The 25,659-nt window shown below is 43.4% G+C and carries 24 protein-coding genes; 21 read left to right on the top strand and 3 right to left on the bottom strand.

The window, feature by feature from the left end:
• The first annotated feature begins 15 nt into the window (after nucleotides 1-15).
• From fabK to clpX, 12 genes are all read left to right on the top strand, one after another.
• Nucleotides 16-966 carry an enoyl-[acyl-carrier-protein] reductase FabK gene (gene fabK / locus BMX84_RS00290; RefSeq protein WP_091485797.1) on the top strand — a complete coding sequence of 317 codons (951 nt, stop codon included), beginning with the start codon at nucleotides 16-18 and terminating at the stop codon, nucleotides 964-966.
• A 77-nt stretch (nucleotides 967-1,043) separates the two neighbouring features.
• The gene (fabD, locus tag BMX84_RS00285) at nucleotides 1,044-1,976 is read left to right on the top strand and encodes an ACP S-malonyltransferase (RefSeq protein ID WP_091485794.1); all 933 of its coding nucleotides are present in this window, start codon (nucleotides 1,044-1,046) and stop codon (nucleotides 1,974-1,976) included.
• An 11-nt stretch (nucleotides 1,977-1,987) separates the two neighbouring features.
• Nucleotides 1,988-2,722, top strand: coding sequence for a 3-oxoacyl-[acyl-carrier-protein] reductase (fabG, locus tag BMX84_RS00280; protein WP_091485792.1), 735 nt, complete (start codon nucleotides 1,988-1,990; stop codon nucleotides 2,720-2,722).
• Nucleotides 2,723-2,738: 16 nt separating this feature from the next.
• On the top strand, nucleotides 2,739-3,983 hold the full coding sequence (gene fabF / locus BMX84_RS00275; protein ID WP_091485789.1) for a beta-ketoacyl-ACP synthase II: 1,245 nt from the start codon (nucleotides 2,739-2,741) through the stop codon (nucleotides 3,981-3,983).
• Nucleotides 3,980-4,471 (top strand): acetyl-CoA carboxylase biotin carboxyl carrier protein, encoded by a 492-nt coding sequence (gene accB, locus BMX84_RS00270; protein WP_091485787.1) that lies wholly within the window; start codon nucleotides 3,980-3,982, stop codon nucleotides 4,469-4,471. Before fabF ends, accB begins: the two co-directional genes overlap by 4 nt.
• A gap of 21 nt (nucleotides 4,472-4,492) precedes the next feature.
• The gene (gene fabZ, locus BMX84_RS00265; RefSeq protein ID WP_177165416.1) at nucleotides 4,493-4,915 is read left to right on the top strand and encodes a 3-hydroxyacyl-ACP dehydratase FabZ; all 423 of its coding nucleotides are present in this window, start codon (nucleotides 4,493-4,495) and stop codon (nucleotides 4,913-4,915) included.
• Nucleotides 4,916-4,954: 39 nt separating this feature from the next.
• Nucleotides 4,955-6,331 carry an acetyl-CoA carboxylase biotin carboxylase subunit gene (locus tag BMX84_RS00260; RefSeq protein WP_091485782.1) on the top strand — a complete coding sequence of 459 codons (1,377 nt, stop codon included), beginning with the start codon at nucleotides 4,955-4,957 and terminating at the stop codon, nucleotides 6,329-6,331.
• Nucleotides 6,328-7,197 carry an acetyl-CoA carboxylase, carboxyltransferase subunit beta gene (gene accD / locus BMX84_RS00255; protein ID WP_091485779.1) on the top strand — a complete coding sequence of 290 codons (870 nt, stop codon included), beginning with the start codon at nucleotides 6,328-6,330 and terminating at the stop codon, nucleotides 7,195-7,197. Before BMX84_RS00260 ends, accD begins: the two co-directional genes overlap by 4 nt.
• Nucleotides 7,181-7,972 carry an acetyl-CoA carboxylase carboxyltransferase subunit alpha gene (locus BMX84_RS00250; RefSeq protein ID WP_246119071.1) on the top strand — a complete coding sequence of 264 codons (792 nt, stop codon included), beginning with the start codon at nucleotides 7,181-7,183 and terminating at the stop codon, nucleotides 7,970-7,972. The genes accD and BMX84_RS00250 overlap by 17 nt, the downstream gene beginning before the upstream one ends.
• Nucleotides 7,973-8,056: 84 nt before the next feature.
• Nucleotides 8,057-9,016: a hypothetical protein gene (locus BMX84_RS00245; protein WP_091485773.1), complete on the top strand. Its 960-nt coding sequence runs from the start codon at nucleotides 8,057-8,059 to the stop codon at nucleotides 9,014-9,016.
• Nucleotides 9,017-9,166: 150 nt separating this feature from the next.
• Nucleotides 9,167-10,477: a trigger factor gene (gene tig, locus BMX84_RS00240; protein ID WP_091485771.1), complete on the top strand. Its 1,311-nt coding sequence runs from the start codon at nucleotides 9,167-9,169 to the stop codon at nucleotides 10,475-10,477.
• Between the two features lie 98 nt (nucleotides 10,478-10,575).
• A complete protein-coding gene (clpX, locus tag BMX84_RS00235) occupies nucleotides 10,576-11,829 on the top strand; it encodes an ATP-dependent Clp protease ATP-binding subunit ClpX (RefSeq protein ID WP_091485768.1) in 1,254 nt (417 codons plus the stop codon).
• A 67-nt stretch (nucleotides 11,830-11,896) separates the two neighbouring features.
• Here the strand turns inward: clpX and BMX84_RS00230 are convergent, their stop codons facing one another.
• On the bottom strand, nucleotides 11,897-13,234 hold the full coding sequence (locus BMX84_RS00230) for a dihydrolipoyl dehydrogenase family protein (protein WP_091485766.1): 1,338 nt from the start codon (nucleotides 13,232-13,234) through the stop codon (nucleotides 11,897-11,899).
• A 214-nt stretch (nucleotides 13,235-13,448) separates the two neighbouring features.
• Complete coding sequence (locus BMX84_RS00225; RefSeq protein WP_091485763.1) at nucleotides 13,449-14,342, bottom strand: fructose bisphosphate aldolase; 894 nt, start codon at nucleotides 14,340-14,342, stop codon at nucleotides 13,449-13,451.
• Nucleotides 14,343-14,664: 322 nt separating this feature from the next.
• Between BMX84_RS00225 and yihA the strand changes: the two genes are divergently transcribed.
• The 9 genes from yihA (at nucleotide 14,665) to BMX84_RS00180 (ending at nucleotide 23,853) form a co-directional block, all read left to right on the top strand.
• Nucleotides 14,665-15,279, top strand: a complete 615-nt coding sequence (gene yihA / locus BMX84_RS00220) for a ribosome biogenesis GTP-binding protein YihA/YsxC (protein WP_091485761.1) — start codon at nucleotides 14,665-14,667, stop codon at nucleotides 15,277-15,279.
• Nucleotides 15,276-16,403, top strand: coding sequence for a Rossmann-fold NAD(P)-binding domain-containing protein (locus BMX84_RS00215; RefSeq protein WP_091485758.1), 1,128 nt, complete (start codon nucleotides 15,276-15,278; stop codon nucleotides 16,401-16,403). Before yihA ends, BMX84_RS00215 begins: the two co-directional genes overlap by 4 nt.
• Nucleotides 16,404-16,525: 122 nt before the next feature.
• The gene (gene obgE, locus BMX84_RS00210) at nucleotides 16,526-17,821 is read left to right on the top strand and encodes a GTPase ObgE (RefSeq protein WP_091485756.1); all 1,296 of its coding nucleotides are present in this window, start codon (nucleotides 16,526-16,528) and stop codon (nucleotides 17,819-17,821) included.
• A gap of 20 nt (nucleotides 17,822-17,841) precedes the next feature.
• Nucleotides 17,842-18,780 (top strand): ribonuclease Z, encoded by a 939-nt coding sequence (gene rnz / locus BMX84_RS00205; RefSeq protein WP_091485753.1) that lies wholly within the window; start codon nucleotides 17,842-17,844, stop codon nucleotides 18,778-18,780.
• Between the two features lies 1 nt (nucleotide 18,781).
• Nucleotides 18,782-19,573, top strand: coding sequence for an SDR family NAD(P)-dependent oxidoreductase (locus BMX84_RS00200; RefSeq protein WP_091485750.1), 792 nt, complete (start codon nucleotides 18,782-18,784; stop codon nucleotides 19,571-19,573).
• Nucleotides 19,574-19,647: 74 nt separating this feature from the next.
• Nucleotides 19,648-20,004 carry a LapA family protein gene (locus BMX84_RS00195; protein WP_091485748.1) on the top strand — a complete coding sequence of 119 codons (357 nt, stop codon included), beginning with the start codon at nucleotides 19,648-19,650 and terminating at the stop codon, nucleotides 20,002-20,004.
• Nucleotides 20,005-20,033: 29 nt separating this feature from the next.
• Nucleotides 20,034-20,897 carry a DegV family protein gene (locus tag BMX84_RS00190; protein WP_091485745.1) on the top strand — a complete coding sequence of 288 codons (864 nt, stop codon included), beginning with the start codon at nucleotides 20,034-20,036 and terminating at the stop codon, nucleotides 20,895-20,897.
• A gap of 104 nt (nucleotides 20,898-21,001) precedes the next feature.
• Nucleotides 21,002-23,308, top strand: coding sequence for a single-stranded-DNA-specific exonuclease RecJ (gene recJ / locus BMX84_RS00185; protein ID WP_091485743.1), 2,307 nt, complete (start codon nucleotides 21,002-21,004; stop codon nucleotides 23,306-23,308).
• Between the two features lie 32 nt (nucleotides 23,309-23,340).
• Nucleotides 23,341-23,853 carry an adenine phosphoribosyltransferase gene (locus tag BMX84_RS00180; RefSeq protein ID WP_091485740.1) on the top strand — a complete coding sequence of 171 codons (513 nt, stop codon included), beginning with the start codon at nucleotides 23,341-23,343 and terminating at the stop codon, nucleotides 23,851-23,853.
• 976 nt (nucleotides 23,854-24,829) lie between these two features.
• Here the strand turns inward: BMX84_RS00180 and lexA are convergent.
• A complete protein-coding gene (gene lexA / locus BMX84_RS00175; RefSeq protein WP_091485738.1) occupies nucleotides 24,830-25,465 on the bottom strand; it encodes a transcriptional repressor LexA in 636 nt (211 codons plus the stop codon).
• Between the last annotated feature and the right edge of the window lie 194 nt (nucleotides 25,466-25,659).

The following is a 25,659-nucleotide window of genomic DNA, read 5'->3' as shown; positions in this document are numbered from 1 at the left end:
GGAAGGAGCTCCTAGATGAATCAATCATTAATAGAACAGATAGGGATCGATTATCCTATCATACAAGGAGCCATGTCTTGGGTAGCTACACCGAGTCTCGCAGCAGCCGTCTCTAATGCCGGTGGTTTAGGTATGCTGGGGTCAGGTCATGAGCCGAGCGAAGTGATAAGAAAAGCGATCAAAGAAACGAAAGAAATGACAGACAAGCCTTTTGGCGTCAACGTCTTACTCTTATCTCCATACGTGGATGATGTGGTGGATGTCGTGTGTGAGGAAAACATTAAAGTCGTCACCACAGGCGCAGGCACACCGGGTAAGTACATGAAACGATTTAAAGAAGCCGGAGTCACTGTTATTCCGGTCGTTGCCTCTGTAGCCTTGGCCCGCCGCATGGAAAAAGAAGGTGCGGATGCTATCATCTGCGAAGGAATGGAAGCCGGTGGTCATATCGGTAAACTGACAACGATGACCCTTGTTCCTCAAGTGGTCGATGCTGTAGATATTCCGGTCATTGCAGCTGGTGGCATAGCAGACGGACGTGGAATGGCAGCAGCAATGTTTCTTGGAGCTGCAGCTGTTCAGTTAGGCACCCGTTTTGTCGTTGCTCATGAAAGTATCGCACATGATACTTTCAAACAGCGTATCATCAAAGCCCGTGACATCGATACGGTCGTTACTGGACAGATCACCGGACATCCAGTAAGGGTCTTGAGAAATAAACTGACTAGAGAATATTTAAAAGTAGAAAAAGAAATGTCGAGTGATGAGAATCCTGACTTTTCCCGTCTTGAAGTACTGGCTAAAGGTGCTTTGAGAAAAGCGGTCGTTGAGGGAGATAAAGACGGCGGCTCATTCATGTCCGGTCAGATCGCTGGACTGGTCAAAAAAGAGCAGAGCTGTCATGACATCATTCAGGAACTAATGAGTGAATATGATGAACTGGTTAGACATCCGAGACTTTTTTAGACTATTACTTTGATTATCAAACTAATAACGAGTAAGCTTATCAGAATGAAGTTGACTAAAAGAACAGGAGCGATAGCTTGAAAACAGCGTTTTTATTCAGTGGACAAGGTGCACAGTATAATGAGATGGGGAAAGACTTCTATGATGAATTCAGTGAAGTCAGAGAAATCTTTGATTCAGCAAGCAGACAGCTGGATACGGACCTAGCTGAGATATGTTTCAATAGTGATGTCCGACTCAACGAAACACCTTTTACACAGCCTGCTATATTGACTGTCAGCTATGCGATCGAACACATCCTGAAAAAGTCTATGGACATTACGCCGGATGCTGTCGCTGGGTTGAGTTTAGGTGAGTATACAGCTCTGGTATCTTCTGGAGCTTTAAGTTTTGAAGAAGCGGTGCCGCTGGTGCACAAGCGCGGATCCTTGATGGAGAAAGCTGTCCCGGCTGGTGAAGGGGCAATGGCTGCCATTCTTGGTCTGAAAGCTGAAACACTGATTCAGATATGTGACGAAGTATCCAAAGAGTCCTATGTGGCCATCGCCAACTTCAATACACCCGCCCAGCTGGTTATTTCCGGTAAGGCCGCAGGTGTTAAAAAAGCCATGGAAAAAGCAGTGGAACAGGGAGCGAAAAGAGCCATCCCACTTAATGTGAGCGGACCTTTTCATACTGAACTACTGGAGCCGGCAGGACAGGCCTTTTCAAAAAGCCTTGAAAAAGTCGATTTCAGAGCATTCACTGTCCCTGTTTATTCTAATGTAACGGCAGACGTTTATCCGGATACAGAAGCGATACAACCACTTCTGACCCGACAGATCTCTTCGCCGGTGAAGTTCGAACAGATGGTCAGCCAGATGATTTCTGATGGAGTGACGACCTTTATCGAAATAGGACCAGGAAAAACACTGCGTTCATTTGTTAAAAGCATCGATAAAAGTGTCGCAGTCAAGAACATAGAAAAAGTCAAACAAATAGATACGATCAGGAAAGTAATACAGTCTTAAAGGAGTCGAGTATGGACAATAAAAAAGTTGTTATTGTGACGGGGAGTTCAAGAGGTATAGGTAAAGCGATCGCGACCTTGTACTTAAAACAGGGACATACGGTCGTCGTCAATGGTCGAAGCGAGTTCACGCCTGAACTGATGGACTATTTTAACAGTCTCGGAGGAGAAGTCCACCCGATCGTTGGAGATATCAGTGATGAGTCGTTTGTCAAGGAGATGATAAAAGAAACGAAAAAAACATATAAGAGAATCGATGTCCTTGTGAATAACGCCGGACGTACCAAAGATAATCTGCTTATCCGCATGTCGGAAGAAGATTTTGATTCTACACTGACCGTCAACCTGAAAGGGACCTTCTTTACCGCAAGAGAAGCAGCAAAAGTGATGCTGAAACAGCGTTCCGGACATATCATCAATATTTCAAGCGTTGTCGGTACAGTCGGAAATGTCGGCCAGGCGAATTATGCAGCCAGTAAAGCTGGAGTCATCGGCTTCACTAAATCCATTGCAAAAGAACTCGCACCACGTGGAGTCGTTGCCAATGCGATCGCACCTGGATTTATAGAATCGGACATGACTGAGAGCTTAACGGATGATATCAAGGAACAGGCTTTACAGTCCATACCACTTAAACGGCTGGGTACAGCAGAAGAAGTTGCGGAATTAGTGAACTTTTTGAGCGACCAGAAATATATCACCGGTCAAGTCCTGCACGTTGACGGTGGAATGGTCATGAATGGTTAAATCTAGGAGGATATAAATGGAAAGAGTTGTCGTTACTGGGCTAGGGGCTATTACTCCTTTAGGAAACTCAGTTGAAGAATTTTGGACAGGATTAAAGACTGGCAGGAACGGTATCGTTCCTTTAACTAAATTTGATGGAGAAGCCATTAATGTAAGTGTTGCCGGCGAAGTGAAAGATTTCGTGGCCAAGGAATTAATGGACAGAAAACTGGCTAAGCGAATGGATCCCTTCTCGCAGTATGGTGTCGCAGCGGCACTTGAAGCGATGAGAGACAGCGGTTTGGATGATTATGCATTCGATGCCGACCGTTTAGGCGTGATCGTAGGATCAGGTATAGGCGGATTGTCAGCAATGCAGAGTCAGATCATTAAAATGCATGAAAAGGGTCTCGACAGAGTCGAACCGCTTTTTGTGCCGAAAGCCATCGGTAATATGGTCGCCGGAAACATTTCTATAGCAACAGGCGCCAAAGGACCAAATTTATCCATCGTGACGGCATGTGCCTCAGGGAATAATTCCATTGGCGAAGCCTTCAGACAAATCAAACATGGCTATGCAGACTATATGCTGGCCGGCGGCTCGGAAGCCAGTGTGAATGAAATCGGCATGTCGGGTTTTGCCGCACTGAATGCCTTGTCAACAAGTGAAGATGTCAATGCTGCTTCAATACCTTTCGATAAAAACCGTCATGGTTTCGTCATGGGCGAAGGGGCGGGCGTGATCATTCTTGAGAGCCTGACCTCTGCTAAAGAACGGGGCGCACATATCTATGCCGAGATCGTCGGATACGGTGCAACGGGAGACAGCTTCCATATGACAGCTCCTACACCAGACGGCGAAGGAGCTGCTAAAGCGATGAAACTGGCAATGAAAGAGGCCGGAATCGAACCTGGTGAAGTTGGGTACATCAATGCGCATGGCACATCGACACCGGCAAACGACTCCGCTGAAACAAGTGCGATAAAAATGGCTCTTGGTGAAGCAGCGTCCAAAACGGTGGCTGTCTCAAGTACGAAGAGTATGACAGGTCACTTGTTAGGTGGAGCAGGTGCGATAGAGGCTATTGCAACTGTGATGTCTCTGCAGGAAAGCATCTTGCCTCCAACTATCAACACGAAAGAACTGGATGAAAACTGCGATCTGGATTATATCCTTGGAGAAGCCCGCGAAAAAGATTATCTGTTTGCCTTAAACAACTCTCTAGGTTTTGGCGGACATAATGCTGTGACCTGCTTTAAAAAATGGAGTGACTCTGAATGAACAACAAAGAAATAAAAGAACTGATCCATCTGATCGACCAGTCGAGCCTGATGCATTTTGAATTTGAGAATGCATCGGCTTCATTGACGCTCAGTAAGCGTGAATCAGGCGAAGACAGTCAGAAAATCGAATCATCCAGATCCGATGATCAGACTGCATTAACTAGACCGGAAAGCTCTATGCAGCAATCAGATAGAGTGGAAGTAGAAGCTGATTCAGTTGACGCAGTCAATGCAGAAGACGAACACTTTCATCTAATCAACTCACCGATCGTCGGTACGAGTTACCGGTCCAGTTCACCGGACTCTCCAGCTTTTATCAAAGTAGGAGATACCGTTGAAGAAGGACAGACGATTCTGATCATCGAAGCCATGAAAGTGATGAACGAGATCAAAAGTGATGTCCAGGGGACGGTAGAGGAAATACTTGTCGAAGACGGACAGGCCATCGAATTTGATCAGACCCTTGTAAAAATCAAAGCCAATTAAAAGGAGAATACAATGACAACAATGAATATTGCGGAGATTCAGAAACTGATCCCGAATCGTTATCCCATCTATTATATTGACAAAGTGACTGAACTGATTCCTGGAGAACATGTGACAGCGATCAAGAATGTCACGATCAACGAAGAATTTTTCCAAGGTCATTTCCCGGGAGACCCTGTCATGCCTGGTGTATTGATCGTGGAAAGTCTGGCTCAAGCCGGATCGATCCCGCTTTTGAAACTGGATCGCTTCAAATCTCAGACTGCTTATCTGGGCGGCCTGAACAAAGTCAAGTTCAGAAAAAAAGTCCAGCCGGGTGATGTCCTGGAACTTAAAGTGGACATCGTTAAGCTGAAAGACTATGCTGGTATCGGTAAAGGTGTTGCATATGTGGACGGCAAAAAAGTATGTGAAGCAGAACTGACATTCATTATCGGAAGATGATCTGTTTGACGCTTAAAAATGTATAAGGAAGGTATGTGCATGTTTCAAAAAATACTTATAGCCAATCGAGGAGAAATCGCTGTCCGGATCATTCGGGCATGTCAGGAAATGAATATAAAAACAGTGGCTGTATACTCAACGGCGGATAAGGATGCTCTTCATATGCAGCTGGCAGATGAAGCGGTGTGCATAGGCCCTTCTAAAGCAAACGAATCCTACTTGAATATACATAATATTCTAAGTGCAGCGGTTCTGACCGGCGCAGAAGCGATCCATCCTGGCTTTGGTTTTCTTTCGGAAAACAGTACGTTCGCGGCCATGTGTGAGGAAGTCAATGTCGCGTTCATCGGTCCGAAAAAAGAAGTCATCGATCAGATGGGCAACAAATCCAATGCACGGGATATGATGAAAAAAGCCGATGTCCCGGTCGTTCCGGGAAGTGATCATGCCATCACAGAATTCAAAGATGTCAAAGAAATGGTCGATGAGATCGGCATGCCCGTCATTATTAAAGCTGTAGCCGGAGGTGGCGGAAAAGGTATGCGGATGGTCTTTGAGGAAAAAGACCTTGAAGCGAAGTTCCTCCAGGCTCAGTCTGAATCGAAAGCGGCTTTTGATGATGACCGGATGTATGTCGAACGGATCATCACACCGGCGAAACATATCGAAGTACAGATATTAGCCGATCATTTTGGGAATGTCATCCATCTTGGTGAACGTGACTGTTCGCTGCAGCGGAATCATCAGAAAATACTGGAAGAAGCACCAAGTCCGACATTATCGGAAGAAACAAGGCAGCGTATTTGTCAGAGTGCTGTGGATGCAGCTGAAACAGTGGGGTATGAGAATGCCGGCACGATCGAATTCCTGGTGGATACGGATGAGAACTTCTATTTTATGGAAATGAACACCCGGATCCAAGTGGAACATCCGATCACTGAAATGATCACTGCTTTCGATATCGTTAAAGAGCAGATCAGGATCGCTTCCGGCGAACGTCTGTCCATCACCCAGGACGATGTGACATTAACGGGACATGCGATAGAATGCCGGATCAATGCTGAAAATCCGTTGTTCAATTTCGCGCCGTCTCCAGGGAATATAGACTTTCTGAACATACCTTCGGGTGGCTTAGGGTTGCGTGTGGATACAGCGATGTTTGCCGGATCTGTGATCCCGCCGTACTATGATGCGATGGTAGCTAAAGTCATCACCCATGGCAACACGAGGGATGAAGCAATCAGTAAGATGAAACGTGCCTTGAATGAAATGGTGATCGAAGGGATCCAGACAAATCTGGACTTTCATATCGATCTGCTTCATGATGAGCACTTTAGAAACGGCCGATACACCACTGACACGCTTTCACAAGTCATTATTCCCGACTGGCTGAAAAGCAAGGAGGCTAATGGATGAGGTTATTCAAGAAACGGCCTTATATATCCCTGCAGAAGACCGAGGCACAGAATGGTCCTCAGGTACCGGACGGCATGTTTGAAAAATGCCCGAACTGTCAGAAACCGATCTATGTCAAATCATTAGGTAAAGCAAGACGGTGCCCGAACTGTCACTATACTTTTCGGATCAGTGCACAGGAAAGACTGGCCATCACGGTGGATGCTTCTTCATTCAATGAATGGGATACGGAAGTCACGACAGGTAATCCGCTTGATTTTCCTGACTATGAAAATAAAATAGCCAAAATACAGATCAGAACGGGTCTGCGTGAAGCAGTGATGACAGGAGAAGCGCGTATAGGTGGACATGAAACGGCTATCGGCATCATGGATTCTCATTTCATTATGGGGAGCATGGGGCAGGCTGTCGGGGAGAAAATCACCCGCTTATTCGAACGAGCAGCTGAAAAAAATCTGCCGGTCGTGCTTTTTACCGCTTCAGGCGGAGCACGGATGCAGGAAGGGATCTTTTCTCTAATGCAGATGGCCAAGACGAGTGCAGCGATCAAACGCTTTTCCGATAAAGGGCTGTTTTATCTGACTGTACTTACCGACCCGACAACGGGCGGTGTAACGGCGAGTTTTGCCATGGAGGGCGATATCATTTTAGCTGAACCAGGTGCTCTCGTGGGATTTGCCGGCAAGCGTGTCATCGAACAGACGATCAAAGCTTCTTTGCCGGATGACTTTCAGCTAGCAGAAACAGTCATGAAAAACGGGTTTATCGATCAGATCGTCGAGAGAGAGAAACTCAAGCAAGTCATCACAGATCTCATCGATATGCATACGTATCCAACTGGAAAAGAAGGTGATCACGATGAGTAACGCAATGGACATCGTCAATCAGGCCCGCAGAACGGACCGGCTCAGCATGAAGGATATAACGACTGGATTAGTTGAAGGATTCATTGAGCTGCATGGTGACCGGCTCTATAAAGACGATGAAGCCATCATCGGTGGCATAGGTAAAATCAGCGGCATGCCGGTAACGGTCATCGGAAATGAGAAAGGGACGGACGTCAATGAAAGTGTCAGACGCAATTTCGGTTCCCCTCATCCCGAAGGCTACCGCAAGTCTTTAAGACTGATGAAGCAGGCTGAAAAATTCAATCGTCCCATCGTTAATTTCATCAACACATCCGGTGCTTACTGTGGTGTGGAAGCGGAAGAACGGGGACAGGGCGAAGCCATTGCCACCAATCTTTTTGAGATGAGCAATCTTAAGGTACCAGTTCTCTCCATCATCATGGGAGAAGGCGGGAGTGGTGGAGCGCTGGCTTTAGCCCTGGCAGATGAAGTGTGGATGATGGAATTTTCCATTTACTCTATCCTGTCTCCAGAAGGGTTTGCCTCTATCCTGTGGAAAGACGCCAAACGGTCATCTGAAGCAGCCGATCTGATGAAGCTGACGAGTTACGATTTAAAAGAACTAGGGATCGTAGAAAAAGTCATCAATGAGAAAAATAATGATCAGTGGATCGACAAACAGCTGCTGATGAAACAGATGAAAAGTGACATCACAAAAAAACTGAATGAACTTGCAGCACTGCCAGTAGAGTACTTACTCGAAAACAGATATCAGAGATTCAGAAACTTTTAAGCAATGGGGCAGCACGATCCTGTTGCTTTTTTTCGTCTCTTCTAGAAAAAGATATGATACACTAGTTAAGAGGTGAAAGAAAACATGGGAGAACAGATAGAATTTCCAAAAAACTTCAACATGTATATGTCACAGGTCATGGAACACTTAAGAAAAGGGAATGTTGTAGAGGCCATTGACTATATGAAAAAAGCTTACACCATCAGAGATGAAGACAGCTTGAATGTCCTGCTCGTCTCTTCACTTCTGCAGGCGGGCGAGTATGAAGAGGCACTGCGGCTGGCCGATGAGAAGAATGACTTTTATACATCCGATGAAAAAAGACTGCTCATCTACGTCGAGGTACTGCTGGAGAACAACCAGATACTCCAGTCAGAAAAACACATAAAAGAGCAGCTGGAGAGTACGGCAGTCAAGTATGCCGACTCCTGGAATCGCCTGGACAGTCAGCTTGCTGAAATAAAAAGAGTGCAGGAAGAGAACAAACGAAAAGAAGAAGACAGGATCGTTAAGCAGCTCTTCTCCTTAGCATCGCTGAATACGCTTGAACAATTTTCTGCGATGAAAAACGTCTACACTTTGCCGAATGCCAAACTGAAACAGCTCGCACCGCAGCTACTGATCAATCCTTATGTTCATCCGCTGGTCCGTGCGACCTTATTTTCTCTACTGGCAGAAAGGGGCGTGGATGACTCTTATCCGTATCTCTGGTTTGGTGAGGTCAAAGAAGCGACCCCTAGCGAAACCTATCCCCTGGAGCAGCATCCGACTGCCAAAGCGATCGCTGCCGATCTGAACGAATGCCTGTCTCAAAATCCGTCGCTGTATCAGCTGGCTGAAAATGAGGTCGATACGGTCTTGTTGATGCTGTATCCGTTCGAGGCTGAAATCATTGCTCCGGGGGAAGAAAAAGCATGGGTCACGTCTGTTATCCGGACGATCGATCCGACTTTCGAATCCGCTGAGATGAATGAAAGTAGGGATTCTGATCATATTTTAAGCTGGATCGAAAAAATCCATAGCGAATTGCTTAGATTTGAGTAACCACAGTTTACATCTGTGCTTAAATATTGTATGATATGTAAGTATGTTTAATTAATATGTGTAATAAATCGATCGTAACTGGAAAGAATTTTGTCCGGATACATCCTTTTATAACGTTTAAAATAAAAACAATGTCGGAGGTTAATAGTAATGGAAACAAATTTTGAAAAAACTGGGCCAACTACTGGTCGCTTAGAATTTACAATTGATCAGGAAACAGTTAAACAAGGGTTGGACAAAACCTTTAAAAAAGTTCAGAAAAACCTGAATGTCCCTGGTTTCCGTAAAGGACGTGTCCCACGCCGTATCTTCAATCAAATGTATGGTGAAGCAGCGTTATATGAAGATACATTAAATGATCTTTTACCTGATGCTTATTCTAAAGCACTCGATGAAGTGGATGTTGAACCAGTGGCTCAGCCCAATATCGATATCAAATCAGTAGGTAAAAACCAGGACTGGGAATTAGTCGCTGAATTGACATTGAAACCTGATGTTGAATTAGGTCAGTACAAAGACCTGGATGTTGTCAAACAAGACAGAGAAGTAACAGAAGAAGAAGTTGAAGAAAGCATCGAAAGACGTCGTCAAGGCATGGCAGAACTTGTCATCAAAGAAGACGCTGCAGAAGAAGGCGACACAGTCGTCATCGACTACGAAGGCTTTAAAGGTGAAGAAGCATTTGAAGGCGGCAAAGGTGAAAACCATTCACTAGAGCTGGGATCAAATTCTTTCATTCCCGGATTTGAAGAGCAGTTAGTTGGCGTTAAAGCCGGTGACGAAAAAGAAGTCAACTTGACTTTCCCTGAAGAGTATCATTCAGATGAATTAGCTGGACAGGAAGCAACATTTAAAGTCAAAGTACATGAAGTCAAATCTAAAGAATTACCTGAATTAGATGATGAATTCGTTAAAGACTTGGACGAAGACGTTGAAACTGTGGATGAATTAAAAGAAAAAGCTCGCAAAGAGCTTGAAGAGCGTAAAGAAACAGCTGCAAATGATGCCCGCGACGATGAAGCAATCAGAAAAGCTGTAGAGAACGCAAAAATCGAAGAAATCCCACATGAAATGGCACACGAAGAAGTGCATCGTCAAATGGAAATGTTCCTGAACAACTTGAAACAGCAAGGTATCTCAGCGGACATGTACTATCAGATGACAGGTTCTACGGAAGCTGACCTGCACAAGCAGTTCGAAGGCGAAGCTGAATTCAACGTTCGTACAAACTTAGTTCTGGAAGCAATCGTTGAAGAAGAAAACCTTGAAGCGACTGAAGAAGACATGGAAAAAGAAATTTCCGAATTAGCTGAACAATATAATATGGACGTTGAACAGGTACGTAATGTTCTTTCTCCACAACTTTTAAATAGAGATATCTCATTGAAAAAAGCCATCGATCTGATAACATCAACGGCTAATGAAACTTTAGAATCTAAAGAAGATTCTGACTCTGAATAATTTTTTAAATAAAATGGGGGATGCTGATAAAGCATTCCCGTTTTTCTTAATAGGAACAAAAAATCAAGGAACAAACTTGAAACGAGGTGACCAAAAAAATGTTTGATGATGAAGGACAAAACGGCAATATTTCATGTTCTTTTTGCGGAAAATCACAAGACCAAGTGAAGAAAATCGTCGCTGGTCCCGGAGTGTACATCTGTAATGAGTGTGTGGATCTCTGCCAGGAAATTATGGAAGAAGAGTTCAGTAAGCAATCGTTTGAAGGCGACATGACTGTACCCAAGCCATTTGAAATCAGAGAGATTTTAAATGAATACATTATTGGTCAGGAGTCTGCCAAGAAAACGTTATCTGTAGCCGTATATAATCATTACAAGCGTATCAACAGCATGGTTGATGCGGAGGACGATGATATCGAACTGCAGAAAAGCAATATCTGTCTGATCGGTCCGACTGGGTCTGGTAAGACCTATCTGGCTCAGACACTTGCCCGTTTATTGAATGTACCGTTTGCTATCGCAGATGCGACGAACTTGACGGAAGCTGGATATGTCGGTGAAGATGTCGAAAATATCCTGCTCAAACTCCTGCAGTCTGCTGATTATGATGTAGAAAGAGCTCAGCACGGCATCATTTACGTGGATGAAATCGATAAAATCGCGCGTAAATCAGAAAACGTCTCGATCACACGTGACGTGAGTGGTGAAGGGGTCCAGCAGGCGCTCTTGAAGATTTTAGAAGGCACGACAGCCAGCGTTCCTCCTCAAGGCGGACGTAAGCACCCGCATCAGGAACTGATCCAGATCGATACGACGAATATCCTATTTATCGTCGGTGGAGCTTTTGACGGTATCGAAACGATCGTTAAAAACCGTTTAGGTGATAAAGTCATCGGTTTTGGGGCGTCAACGCAACGTAAAGATGCTGAAGATAAAGGCAGCATCATGCAGCAGATCATTCCGGAGGATCTCCTGAAATATGGACTGATCCCAGAGTTTATTGGCCGTCTGCCGATCACTGCTGTTCTTGATAAGCTGGATGAAGATGATTTAGTCGAGATTCTGACTAAACCGAAGAATTCGCTCGTCAAGCAGTACAAAAAACTCCTTAAAATCGACGATGTCGACCTGGAATTTGAAGAAGATGCTTTGCGCAGCATAGGCAGAAAAGCAATCGAACGAGACACAGGCGCACGAGGTCTACGCTCGATCATTGAAAGCATCATGATGGATATCATGTTCGAAGTACCGAGCCGATCAGAAATCAAGAAAGTCCGTATCACTGAAGAAACGGTCGAAACAAAGAAACATCCTGTTTTCTATAACGAAGACGGAGAAATGGTCAGTTAAGTGACTAGACTTTAACGAAAAAAGCCCTGCTTATCCGATTGACGGAGAAGCAGGGCTTTTTCAAGTCTCAGCTGTAAAAATAGGATAAATCACTGGCAATGGTCGGGTAAGCAAACACAATGTCTGACAGCTCTTCAGTTTTCACTTTTTTATTTATAAGTATACTGAAGTAGTTGATCAGTTCATCTGCTTCGCTGTTCAGGCAAGTCGCTCCGACCAGCTGTCCGGATCCTTTCTCAGTGATGACCTTTGCTTTGGATACCGGTTCATTTTTTCTTGCGTAACTGAACCAGCTCGTTGCATCGATCTCTGAACATTCATACGTGTCGTCCGCTTCTGCTTCTTCTACCGTCACACCGACTTGAGCCAGTTTAGGGCTCGTAAAGACGATGCTTGGGATAGTTGGGTAAACGAGGGGGTCCTCTTTCTTACCTGTAAACTGAGAGAGGATAAAGCTGGCTTCCAGACTTGAGACAGGGGTCAGTTTAGGCTGTTTTTTAGACAAGACATCACCTATCGCATACACGGCAGGATTGCTCGTCTGGAGATGATCGTTGACTTTGATACCCGTTTTATCATAGCCGACTCCGGCTTTTTCCAGATTCAGTTTTTCGACACTGGGCACGCGGCCAGTCGTGCCGAAAACCAGGTCTGTGTGGAGTGAAAAATTGTTGTTGCCACTCAGCAGATACCCGTCCGCCTTGGTACTGATCTCAGTAACGTTGGTATCTAAATGAAAGGTGACACCTTTGGATTCCAACTGATCCATGATTTCTTTTACAAATACCTGATCATATTCTTTAAGCGGTGTGGAGTTATGCTGGATCACATGCACCTTTGCTCCGGCAGCAGAAGCGATCGCCGCAAATTCAAAGGCGATATAACCAGCACCAATAAATGTGATGGTTTCCGGCATGTCAGCCAGAGACAGAAAGTCATCACTCGTGAGGAAATGTTCGTTTCCCCTGATATCTAAAATAAACGGGTGTGCACCTGTAGCAATAATAAAGCGTTCAGCTTCCAGTACATCGTCATTGATTTGAAGAGAAGTTTCGTTTAGGAATTCGGCCGTACCGGTATAGACATCTGCCCCGGCAGACTTCAGACTCTCTTTACTCCGTTCAGGTACAGGATCTGTGAAGGTCTTTTTGAACGCCATCAGATCCGGCCAATTGACTGGAGGTGTATCGGTGACTCCTTTTCCTTTCATCTGTGCCGCCATGGTTTGAGCCTCTACTGCAGAAACGAGGACCTTTTTGGGGTCACAGCCGCGATTCGGACACGTTCCTCCCCAAAGGTCATTTTCAATGACAGCTACCTTTCTTTGAGTAGAAGCGAGCCCCGATGCGGCTGCCTTTCCGGCAACACCACTGCCGATCACAACGATATCATATGTCTTTTTCACCGTATCATCTCCTTGATTGTAGTTGAATGAAGGGTCTCCATGAAAAGCTAGGTTAGTCTTAAAAGCGTCCGATGTCTGATCGGATAGTAAGTTGTGTCTAGTATCTTAAACGTGTGATATTTGCGCAGAGACCTGATATGAAAAAGACACGAACTGTTAGTATTATATAGGGGAGATTGATCTTTCTCTCGACTAACTCTTTTAATTGAAACCCTTATTTTTTGTTGACAGACGCATCATAAATGGATTCGATTGCTTTTCTCAATGACTCATTGAATTCCTCATCGGACTGGTCGACACGCAGATCCTGTGTGAGTGCTCTTGAAAAGCTGGCGATCACGCCTTCATTATGTCTGAGTTTTTCATTTGCTTCTTTCCGTGTATATCCGCCTGAGAGGGCAACGACTCGAACCACACGAGGGTGTTCGGTGGCTTCCTTATAGAGATTTGGTGTCTCTGGAAGTGTCAGTTTCAACATGACTTTTTCATCTTCAGCCAACTTATCAAGATGTTTCATGATCTCATCTTTTAAGATATTTTCGGCTTCTTCTTTTTCTTTACTGTGGATATTCACTTCCGGTTCAACGATAGGGACCAGGCCGGCATCGGTGATCTCTTTGGCAAATTTGAACTGCTGATCCACGATTTCTTTGATTCCTTCGGCATTTGCTTCATGTATCACTGAACGCATTTTTGTACCGAAGATATGACGTTCGTTGGCACGAACAAGCATGTCTTTCAAGTTCGGGATAGGTTTCATCATCTGAACGCCTTTAGATTTTTCGGCCAGTCCATTGTCGACTTTAAGGAAAGGGGCGATCCCTTTTTCCTCCGCCAGATAATCCGCCGTATATTTTCCTTCTATTTTGCTGTCCATCGTCTGCTTGAACAGGATGGCACCCAAAATATGTTCCGAATCAAAGGCGGGGGCCGTGATGATCCGCGTTCTCATTTCATGGATAAGATCGAACATTTCGTCTTCAGTAGAATAGGCCTCTTCCATGACGCCGTATGCTGCAAGTGCTTTTGGTGTGCTGCCGCCACTCTGATCCAAAGCTGCTATAAAACCTTTACCATTTGAAACGTTATCAAAATGATTCTCTCTCATTATATCCGCTCCTTTAGAGTTTGTGTGTTCCTGTAAGTGATGAAAGAAAAATCTCCTAATCTCAGTTTATCACTAGTCATAAAAAACGTGTAGTAAAGCACATTACAGGTCGCATTTAGTCTATAGAGCTGACTGCTGTGGAGATGGCTTCCGGGTTTTAAGAAGAAACAGATCGGGTATAGAATAGCTCTGGATCGTCAAATGGTTTTTGACACTGTTTTGTAACAGAAAACATATTTGTCATTAATATTTAATATTTATCTTTATGTTTTTCGAAAATGTGGTATACTAACAAGTGATTTATTAAACGATTCAAGGAGAGATGACAATGAATAGCAATAAAATAGATTATGCTGAAATAACAATAAGTGCAGTTTCTCCTACTCAATATCCGGAAGATGGCTTACCAGAAATCGTATTAGCAGGACGTTCCAACGTCGGGAAATCTTCATTTATAAATACAATGGTCAATCGAAAAAAGCTTGCGCGAACTTCCGGAAAACCCGGGAAAACAAGAACTCTGAATTTTTTCAATATTGAAAACGAACTCTTCTTTGTAGATGTTCCCGGTTATGGCTATGCCAAAGCTTCTAATGCGGAGCAGGAAAAGTGGGGACGCATGATGGAAGATTACTTTTCCACTCGTGAAGAACTGGTGCTGGGGATACTGCTCGTCGATTTCAGACATGAACCTTCAGAACACGATATCTTGATGTATGATTTTTACAAACATTATGATGTGCCGGTGTTTGTTGTGGCTACAAAATCAGATAAAATTAAAAAATCTAAATACAACAAACATGAGAGTTTGATCAGAAAAACGCTTAAGATCAGTTCTGAGGACAAATTCTTCACGTTCTCTTCGTTTACAAGAGAAGGAAGACAAGAGGTCTGGGATGCTATTCTGGCACATATATCAAAGGATGAGAATGCATGAAGCTGATTATGTATGGTGTGAACCGGGATACTGTTTCTTCCGTTGACATTCATAAGTATGGACTGGATGAATCGCTGCGCATGCGTCATTTAAATGACATCAGTCGATTTGACGGGGTTTCTGAAATCGTTCTGGTCACTACAGATAATAGAAACGAATATTATTTATACATCGATGAACAGAGTTTCAGGCATGGTGACTTGCTGAGATATCTGTCTTCTCACACAGGGAAGTGTTTGGAAGAAATCATCCTGGAGACTTACAGTAAATTCAATCACGATGTGGTGAAGCATTTATTCACTTTGACTAGTGCTGCAAATGAACAGTCAGAGTCGGTGAATGTACTGGAGCAGGCCTTATATGAGAGTAGTATCCAGGGAACAGCCGGAGACACACTGACCGGTCTGTTCAAGAAGGCCATAGAGTTCTCGCTTTCACTGTTTGATAATGAAACCTTATATCCGATCGTGAGCGGATATGAAACCAGGACTATTCAGTCACTAAAACAGTATTATCCCATAAAAGAGGATATGAATTTCCTTATAATAGGAAACAATGACAGTATAAATCAGATAACCAAGTACATTATTGGAAAAACGAGTGCCTACTTGACCTTTCTGGAAAAGAATGAAAAGTCGAAAGCAATGGTAGCAAATATAAAAAAATGGATGAGCCTTACCAGTGACAGCCGATGGGAAAGCGAGATCCAGTCCGTTGAATTGAGTCAGCTGGTCTATCGTTTATCAAAAGCCGATATAGTGATCATAGGACCGTCTATTCAAAATGCCTGGCTTTCTGAAGAACTGCTGGATGATATGTTCGAAATGAGGCCGACAGCAAAGAAACAGCTGATCATAGATTTGTGCGGGTCTCAGGATGAAACACTCTTTTCTGATTATCCTGCCTTAAAGTATACTCAAATCGGTGACACTCCTGAGCAGGACTATTCCCTGGAGAAGATCGAAGAAGCCAGAACGTATTATGAGGAGTATTTAAGCAGTAAGACGAATGAATTCATGGAAATCTTCAATCGGAAAAATGAAGATAAAACCAGATTATTGCCTTTGCGAGAGCCGGCCAGTCATAATGTCAGCTTTATCAAAAGAATAAGTTATAAAGTATAAGAAGAGTCAGCCGATGACTCTTCTTTTTTCGTAATAAATCCAATTAGATATCACCTGTCATTTAGTGTAAAATGAATAGATGGTAGAGAAGTGTTTTATAGAAAGAAGGGATATAAGTGTCTATGTTTTTGGATCAAGTTAAAGTTAATGTAAAAGCTGGTAATGGCGGAGACGGCATGGTAGCTTTCAGACGTGAAAAATATGTACCTGACGGTGGACCCGCAGGTGGAGACGGTGGCGAAGGCGGAGATGTCATTTTCATCGTTGATGAAGGATTAAGAACGCTAATGGATTTTCGGTACAATCGTCATTTTAAAGCAGAACATGGTGAAAACGGTATGTCTAAAGGCATGCACGGTAGAGGAGCAAAAGATCTGTTCGTTAAAGTTCCTCCCGGTACGATCGTTAAAGATGCGGTCACAGGAACGATGTATGCTGATTTGACGGAACATGATCAGAAAGCAGTGATTGCTAAAGGTGGACGCGGAGGCAGAGGCAACATCCGATTTGCTTCTCCAAGAAACCCTGCTCCGGAAATTGCTGAAAACGGCGAACCCGGGGAAGAAAAAGAAATCGAGCTGGAATTGAAAGTGTTGGCAGATGTCGGTCTGATAGGTTTCCCTTCCGTTGGGAAATCAACTCTATTATCAGTCGTGTCTGCAGCCCGTCCTAAAATAGGGGCTTACCACTTTACAACACTCGTTCCCAATCTTGGAATGGTCAAAACAGAAGACGGACGAAGCTTTGTCCTGGCAGATATGCCTGGATTGATCGAAGGAGCTTCTCAAGGTGTCGGCTTGGGTATTGAATTCCTGCGCCACATCGAGCGAACCCGTGTCCTTCTGCATGTGATCGATATGAGTGGAGTGGAAGGCAGAGACCCTGTCGAAGACTACTACACGATCAATCAGGAACTAGAAGAATATGATCTGAAACTGCGTGAAAGACCTCAGTTAGTGATCGCTAATAAAATGGATATGCCTGACTCGCAAGAGAATCTGGCGAACTTCAGAAAAGCTCTTGAGAAAGATGATCAGGATGTTGAGATATTCGAAGTTTCCGCCCTGACTCAAACAGGTCTTAACACTGTGATGTCAAGGACGGCTGAGCTGCTGGAAACCACACCTGAATTTCCTATGTATGAAGAAGAGACGGAGAAAGAAGAACGAGTCCTTTATAAATTCATACCTGAAAATAAAGAATATGCTATTACAAGAGAACCTGATGGTACATGGGTGATATCTGGTGATAAAGTCGAGAAACTTTATCAGATGACCAATTTCCAGTTCGATGAGTCTGTTATGCGATTTGCCCGTCAGCTAAGAGGGATGGGGATCGATCAGGCACTTAGAGATCGAGGTGCCCGTAATGGCGACACAGTCAGAATCGATAACTTTGAATTTGATTTTGTAGAATAAAGAAAGTAAAGGAATGTTTTATGGAATTATTATTTTTAGGTACCGGGTCAGGCGTTCCAGCGAAACACAGAAATTTGTCAAGCATTGTACTGAAACTGCTTGATGAAAGAAACAGTATGTGGCTGTTTGACTGCGGAGAATCTTCGCAGCATCAGATCCTGAACACAACGGTCAAACCACGGAAAATCGATAAGATATTTATCACGCATATGCATGGTGATCATATCTTTGGTTTGCCGGGACTTTTAAGCAGCCGTGCGTTCCAGGGGGGAGACACCCCGTTAACGATATATGGACCTAAGGGGATAAAACAGTACGTAACCATGACGTTAAAGTTGTCCCAGTCTGGTTTGAGATACGGTATACGCTTTGTTGAGATCGAAAAGGATGGCGTATTGTTTGAGGATGAACAGTTTGTTGTTACAACTAAGCGATTGCATCATGGTATACCATCCTATGGATACCGGATCGTCGAAAAGGACCGCGAAGGTGAACTCATGGCAGATAAACTGCATGAGATAGGTGTGCCTTTTGGTCCCTTGTTCGGCCGGCTGAAAAAAGGTGAAACGATCACTTTGGATAATGGGCAGGAAATCAGTGGCAAAGACTTTATCGGGGCCAAGCAAAAAGGGCGCATCGTCACTATTCTTGGAGATACTAAGTACAGTGAAAGCAGTATCGAACTGGCTCAAAATGCTGATGTTCTTGTACATGAAAGTACGTTCATGCATAAAGATAAAGATCTGGCACACAGTTACAATCATTCGACTAATCTCGAAGCAGTCACGGTTGCTCAAAAGGCCGGAGCAGCTAAACTTCTGTTGACGCATATCAGTGCACGCTATCTTTATGCTGAAAGTAAACTGATGGAGAAAGCTGCACAGGAGAAGTTTCCAAATGCCTTTGTCATGAACGATTTAACAGAAGTTTCTATTCCACTAAAAAGAGAAGAGGGATGAGATGCGTTCATTAAAAGATAAAACAGTATGGATAACAGGAGCATCTTCAGGTATAGGAGAGGCGCTTGCTTATGGGCTGGCTGAAGAAGGTGCCATCCTCATACTTAGTGCCAGAAGAAAAGAAGAGCTGGAACGTGTGAAACAGGAATGTGTCAGGAGATACGACGCTCAGGTGATCGTCTGTCCGCTGGATGTTTCAGACAGAAGCGAGATCGATCGTGTGATGGACATCCTTTATTCAAAACTGGATAAGATCGATGTGCTGATCAACAATGCAGGGTATGGACATACTGAGAACTTTATCGATTATGATTTTTCCAAGGTCGAAAATATGTTCAAAGTCAATGTACTGGGACTGATGTATATGTCACAGCAGGTTGCCGGTAAAATGGCGGACCGCCGTTCCGGTCATATCATCAACATTGCTTCGATCGCCGGAAAAATTGCTACACCCAAGTCTGCAGTCTATTCATCTTCCAAGTTTGCAGTGATCGGATTCAGTGATGCATTGAGACTGGAACTCCGTAAACACAACATTAAAGTGACGACCATCAATCCGGGACCAGTGGATACAGCTTTCTTTGATACATTCGATCCTGAAGGAAGTTATCTGGAACGAGTGGAACCGTTCGTGCTGACTCCTGAAAAAGTAGCAGAAAAGACGATTGCTGTTATTGGAACGAACAAGAGAGAAGTCAATATACCGAAACTGCTGGAAGTATCTTCCAAATTTTATTCTCTCTTTCCTGTTCTGGGCGATTTTTTTGTCGAGCACGTATTCGATAAAAAGTAATATATATCAATGTAATATCTAAAAAATATGTGTTATTCTTATGTATATAAAGTGGTGTATTGGAGGAGAACGAAATGAAAAAACAATGGAGTATGGTTGGTGCTATCATATTGTTTTTAGGGGTCGCTATTCTATCTGTATTAAATGTTGATCCTGTACCTGTTAATTTCGGATTTGCTGTCGTGGAATGGCCATTGATCGTCATAATATTCGTATCCGTTTTACTTGGAGCACTGATCGCAACCTTGCTGTCTACTTACAAAGCATTCAAGGATCAGCGTAAAAACAAACACAAAAACTCAACTGATAAGACAGATGCCAGTGAGGGGCCAGGACTAAGAACGACACGTTCAGATAAGAGTGCCAAGGATAAACTGAATAGCGATGAGCCTGATTCAAAGTCCAAGTCACAGGATGATGACTTAGTGTAAAGCTGAAAATTATGGTAGGGGGAATAAGCATGAATGAAAATAAAATTGCTATCTTAACTGATTCAGGGTCAGATGTACCTCAAGAAATCAAAGAAAAGTATGATGTGAAAGTCATTCCGCTGAAAATCATTTTCAGTGATGGGGAATATATCGACAAAAAAACCATCACAGCTCAGGAAGTTTATGATCGTATGGAAGAGGAAATTCCAAAAACGTCGTTGCCTGATGGTGAAATGATCAAAGAAATGTTTGATGAAATCAAAGCTGAAGGCTATGAAAAAGTGGTTGCCGTGACTATTTCAAGTGGCTTAAGTGGAACGAATAACATGGTAAGAGTCGTTGCCGAACAATATGAAGGTCTTGATGTCTTCGTGCTGGATACGAAAAATATTGGTATTGGCTCTGGGTTTTCTGTAGCAGAAGCTGCCATACAGGCCAACAGCGGAGTCGAATGGGAAACACTCAAAACGAACCTTAAAGAAGGTGTAGACAAGGCGAAAATCTTTTTCCATGTCCCTACACTTGAATATCTCCAAAAAGGTGGAAGAATCGGACTTGTTCAGTCTATTGTCGGAAGTATGATGAATCTGAAACCTATTATTACGTGTAATGACGAAGGCATTTATCATACTGTCGCTAAAGTCAGAGGAAAGTCTAAATCAGTGAAGAAAACACTTGAGCTCGTACAGGAATTTGCTGAAGGGTCTCAAAAATATAATTTAGCTATCGCTTACGGTGGGGAATCCGCACGTGAAGAGTCTGAAGCGATCAGGGAAGAAATGAAAGAGTTATTACCGCACTACGAACATTTTTACTATGATCAGGTCAGCCCTGCTTTAGGTGTCCATACTGGTCCTGGACTGATCGGTATCGGGGTACAGATTCTCGATTGATCAGTCTGAAAATAGAAATGTTTCAAGACACAATGAAGTCTATTCTTTATTGTGTCTTTTTTTTGTTATAATATAAGTCTGTGAGTAATACGAGGAGTGACAGAATGCAAAATAAAAAAACTGTATGGAAATTGAATAAACAGATAGACGAAGCAAAACGTGATCAGCTGGCATCAGAACTTGGTCGATCAAAAACATTCGCAGAGCTGTGCTTGAAAAGAGGCTTGGAGACGAAAGAGGCGGTCGAACAGTTTATTACCCCCAGTATGGATCTGATCGGAGACCCTTTTTTATTTTATGATATGGAAAAAGCAGTAGAGCGGATAATGGCTGCTGTGGGAAGTCATGAGCAGATAACTGTTTATGGTGATTATGATGCCGATGGCGTAACGAGTACGGCCATTCTTTATGAAGCCATCGAACTGCTCGGGGGACAAGTCGATTATTTTATTCCCAACCGATTCAAAGAAGGCTATGGTCCGAATGTCGAAGCATTTGATCAGTTAATTGATAATGGAACACACTTGATCGTGACCGTGGATAACGGTGTATCTGGTCATGAGGCTATTTCACATGCTCGGTCCAGAGGCGTGGATGTCATTGTGACGGATCACCACGAATGTCCGGATGTTCTCCCGGAGGCCTATGCGGTCATACATCCTAGACATCCGGAACAACATTATACAACACCGGACCTCTCCGGAGCGGGAGTCAGTATGAAAATGGCACAGGCTCTGCTTGGTGAAAATTCAATGGAGTTTCTTGAACTGGCAGCTATCGGTACGATCGCAGATCTGGTTTCTTTGACCGGAGAAAATAGAGCGATCGCTTACTATGGTTTAAAAGTCCTGCAGCAGACGCAGCGTCTGGGACTGATCGCTTTGATGCAGGCCAGTAATATCAAACCTGAATCAGTGGATGAAGAAACAGTAGGCTTTCAACTGGCTCCCCCCATCAATGCAGTGGGACGGTTAGGGGATGCCTCGTTGGTCGTAGATTTGCTGACCACCTTCGATGAAGAAAAAGCACTTAAATTGAGCAATGAGATCCTGGCGAAAAATAATGAGCGGAAAGCTATTGTCGAGGCGATTACTGAAGAAGCGATGATCATGGCTGAACATAAAAAAAATCAGTCCCTGATGGTTCTGGCAAAGAAAAACTGGCACGAAGGTGTTTTGGGGATCGTTGCAAGTAAGATCACTGAGAAATTTCATAAACCTGTACTCGTTCTAACAGTCAATGAAGCTGAAAACAAAATAAAAGGTTCCGGCAGGAGTATTGAAGGGTTCAATCTTTATGAGTGCGTTAATGACTTCAGGGATAAACTTCAAAGTTTTGGCGGGCACGAAATGGCCTGCGGTCTCAGCCTGGATCGAAGTTACTTGTCAGAATTCACAGAAGAAGTCAACAAAAAAGCGGAACAGCTGTCAGGTTCACTTAAAAGTGAAAAAACGTTTCATATCGCAACTGAAATCGACTGGAGAGATATCGATACGCAAACTATCGAAGACATCGAGCAGCTGAAACCGTTCGGACAGGATAACACGAAACCACTGGTGAAAATCGGGTCAGTTTTTCCTGAAAATACAAAAAAAATCGGCGCGAATCAGACGCATTTCAAAGCCACTTTACAAAAAGACGATAGCCAGCTGGACATGATCGCCTTTAACAGCGCAGACTGGTCTGACATCCTGAAGTCCTCGCCGGAAATCGATATCATCGGTTACTTGTCGATAAATGAATGGAACGGATTCAGAAAAGTACAGCTTCAGGCTCTCGACTACAAGTCAAAAGAACCCTTGATCATTGATCAGCGGAAAAGTGCCATTCAGGACAAGATGTTTAAAGCATCAAATGTTCATTTCATCTTTTTCCAGAAAGCAATTGCCGCACAATGGACGCCACGTATCGATAGTGGGTCCACTCATCAAATCGCAGACAGTGAATCAGAATTAAAAGAAATTCCTTCCGGGACGCCGATCATCATCGTGGATACCCCAGAAGATGTTGAACATTTCAAATCGATTTATCAGACGTATCAGTCACATCCGATCTACCTCTATTTTCATTCGCCTAATGACTATTATCTGAAGGGGATGCCCAAAAAACAGCATTTTCAGAAATTATACAAGTGGTTGATGAAAAAGCAGGAAGTCGTTCTGTCTAAAGACACGAAACACATGGTGAAAAGTATGAATTTAGATAAAGATACATTAAAATTCATGTTAATGGTGTTTTTAGAGAACGAATTTGTTACAATGGAAGATGGGAAGTTGAGTTTAGTGTCGAATCCGAGTAAAAAACAGCTGGAAGATACGCTGACTTATAAAAAAAGGCTGAAGCAGATAGAAGCAGAAGAAGTACTTGTCTACAGTTCTTTTAAAGAGTTGCTTGCTTACCTGAAAAAATAATGATGAACGATTCAAATGATGGAGGAAGACAAATGGATTTTAAGAAATATATTGCGGATGTTCCTGATTTTCCGGAAAAAGGTATCATATTTAGAGATATTTCACCATTGATGGCAGATGGGGAAGCCTATAAGGCCGCAACGGATAAAATCGTTGAATATGCTAAAGACAAAGGCGTTGAAATGATCGTAGGTCCTGAAGCAAGAGGCTTTATCGTAGGATGCCCAGTAGCTTATGAGCTGGAAATTGGTTTCTCACCCTGCCGTAAAAAAGGGAAGCTGCCAAGAGAAACGATCGAAGTAAACTACGGTCTTGAATACGGTACCGATGTTTTGCAATTACACAAAGACTCTATTAAACCTGGTCAGAAAGTGCTGATCACAGATGATCTTCTCGCAACTGGTGGGACCATCGCTGCTACGATCGAACTCGTAGAGAAACTTGGAGGCGTCGTCGTTGGTGCAGCATTCTTTATTGAATTGGAAGAGCTTAGAGGCCGAGACAAAATCAAAGGTTACGATATCTTCACATTGATGAAGTATTAATAGATATTCTGAAATCTGCAGGTAAAGACCACGAGGGTGGTTTTTACCTGTTTTTTTTATTTAAGCATAGTAAGGGGAAAGAGGTCTTAAAGAAGGCTTAGAGTTAGAGTCTGAACCTAAAAAGCTTCAGCTTTTCAGCTGATTCGGTAAGTACGATTTGGGTTACGAAAAGAACTTGCCGAAGTTCTCAATATTCAGTAAGTAGGGAATAAAGAGCAGCACCTAATTACCGAAGTGGACCTGTACTCGACACATTGAAACTCATCCTGTCAACCTAATTACCGAAGTGAGCCTTCTTCGGTAATTAGGTTACTGCCAGCTAACCCTATCGACCGAATAACAGTAGAATTCGACAGTTAGAAAAAAATATAACCAGCCTATCTGTCGAAGTTTGCTTTATTCGTCACTTAGGAAAACGATACCTGATCCTAATCGTCTAAGGCGGCTGGAGCGATCAAGAGTAACCTTAACGGAAATAGCTTTTATAGCCCTGCAGGAGATCTAGCTATCTCATGTAATACGGCAAAGCATCGACTTACGATAAAGCGGAAGACGGACTGGTTTTTATCACGCGTTTGCGGGAGGAATCGATAAGGAAACACGAAAGAGGCTGGGACATTTCTGCCCCAGCCTCTTTCCTACGTTTAGTCAAGGAAAAACATTCCTCCTGCAGTTTTGTAACCAGTTCACACCGTAAATTTACAGGAAGTAGTCACAATAACGTTTTAGTGACCAGTTTATGCTGTGATTTTACAGGAAGTAGTCACAATAACGTTTTAGTGACCAGTTTATGCTGTGTTTTTACAGAAAGTAGTCTCAATCCCCTTATAGTGACCAGTTGATACCGTGATTCACTAGGAAGTGGTTGTCATGCAGCGAAATCACTCATCTGAATGTCCTCACTCTCCAACAGTTTCAAAAAAGCAAAAAGGCCGGGAGTTTTTATCCCAGCCTTTTTCATTTCGTATGATATTTCTTAAAAAATGTGACTTCTGTATAATGAAACAACTTTCCCAAGGATTTTTACATCATTAAGTATGATAGGAGCCATCGTTTCATTCTCCGGCTGTAATCGGATATGATTGGCTTCTTTGTAGAATCGTTTACAGGTCGCTTCATCTTCATCAGTCATAGCGATAACGATATCACCATTATTGGCAGCTTCCTGTTTTCTGACAATGACCTGGTCGCCGTCTAAAATGCCGACATCCATCATACTGTCTCCGCGAATGGTCAGCATGAACAGATTGCCTTTTTCTATCTCAAGGTCATTGGGGATAGGGAAGTAGTCCGTTGCTTCTTCGATCGCAAGGATCGGTTCCCCGGCTGTGACGATACCCAGAAGGGGGATCTTATCCTCGTCCGGGTCGATGCCCAGCTTATCCAGTCCTAAAGGAGTAAATTCAATGGCTCGCGGTTTAGAAGGGTCACGCAGGATAAAGCCGTTTTTTTCAAGTCTGGCCAGGTGTCCGTGCACTGTAGAGGTAGATGATAGTGCCGTGGCTTCACCGATTTCTCTAACAGTAGGTGGATAACCTTTCTTTTTTACTTGTTTATAGATGAAATTCAGGATCTCCAGCTGTTTCTCACCTTTACGCCCTCTTGTCGTCATACTAAAACCCTCTCTGTTATTTGTTCAGTATATGGAACAACCGTTCTATATTTTATTAAAGTATAGCATAGTATATACCCTGAATCAAACGAATGTTCGAATAAAAGGAGGGGAGTGGAATTCTTAGAAGCTATACCTGGAAAAATGTCATTATTTTGATAAATAAATGAGAATGCTATCTATAACTACCACTT

The organism is Alkalibacterium putridalgicola (assembly GCF_900109825.1).
GTDB lineage: Bacteria > Bacillota > Bacilli > Lactobacillales > Carnobacteriaceae_A > Alkalibacterium > Alkalibacterium putridalgicola.
This window is presented reverse-complemented; position numbering and strand designations above follow the sequence as displayed.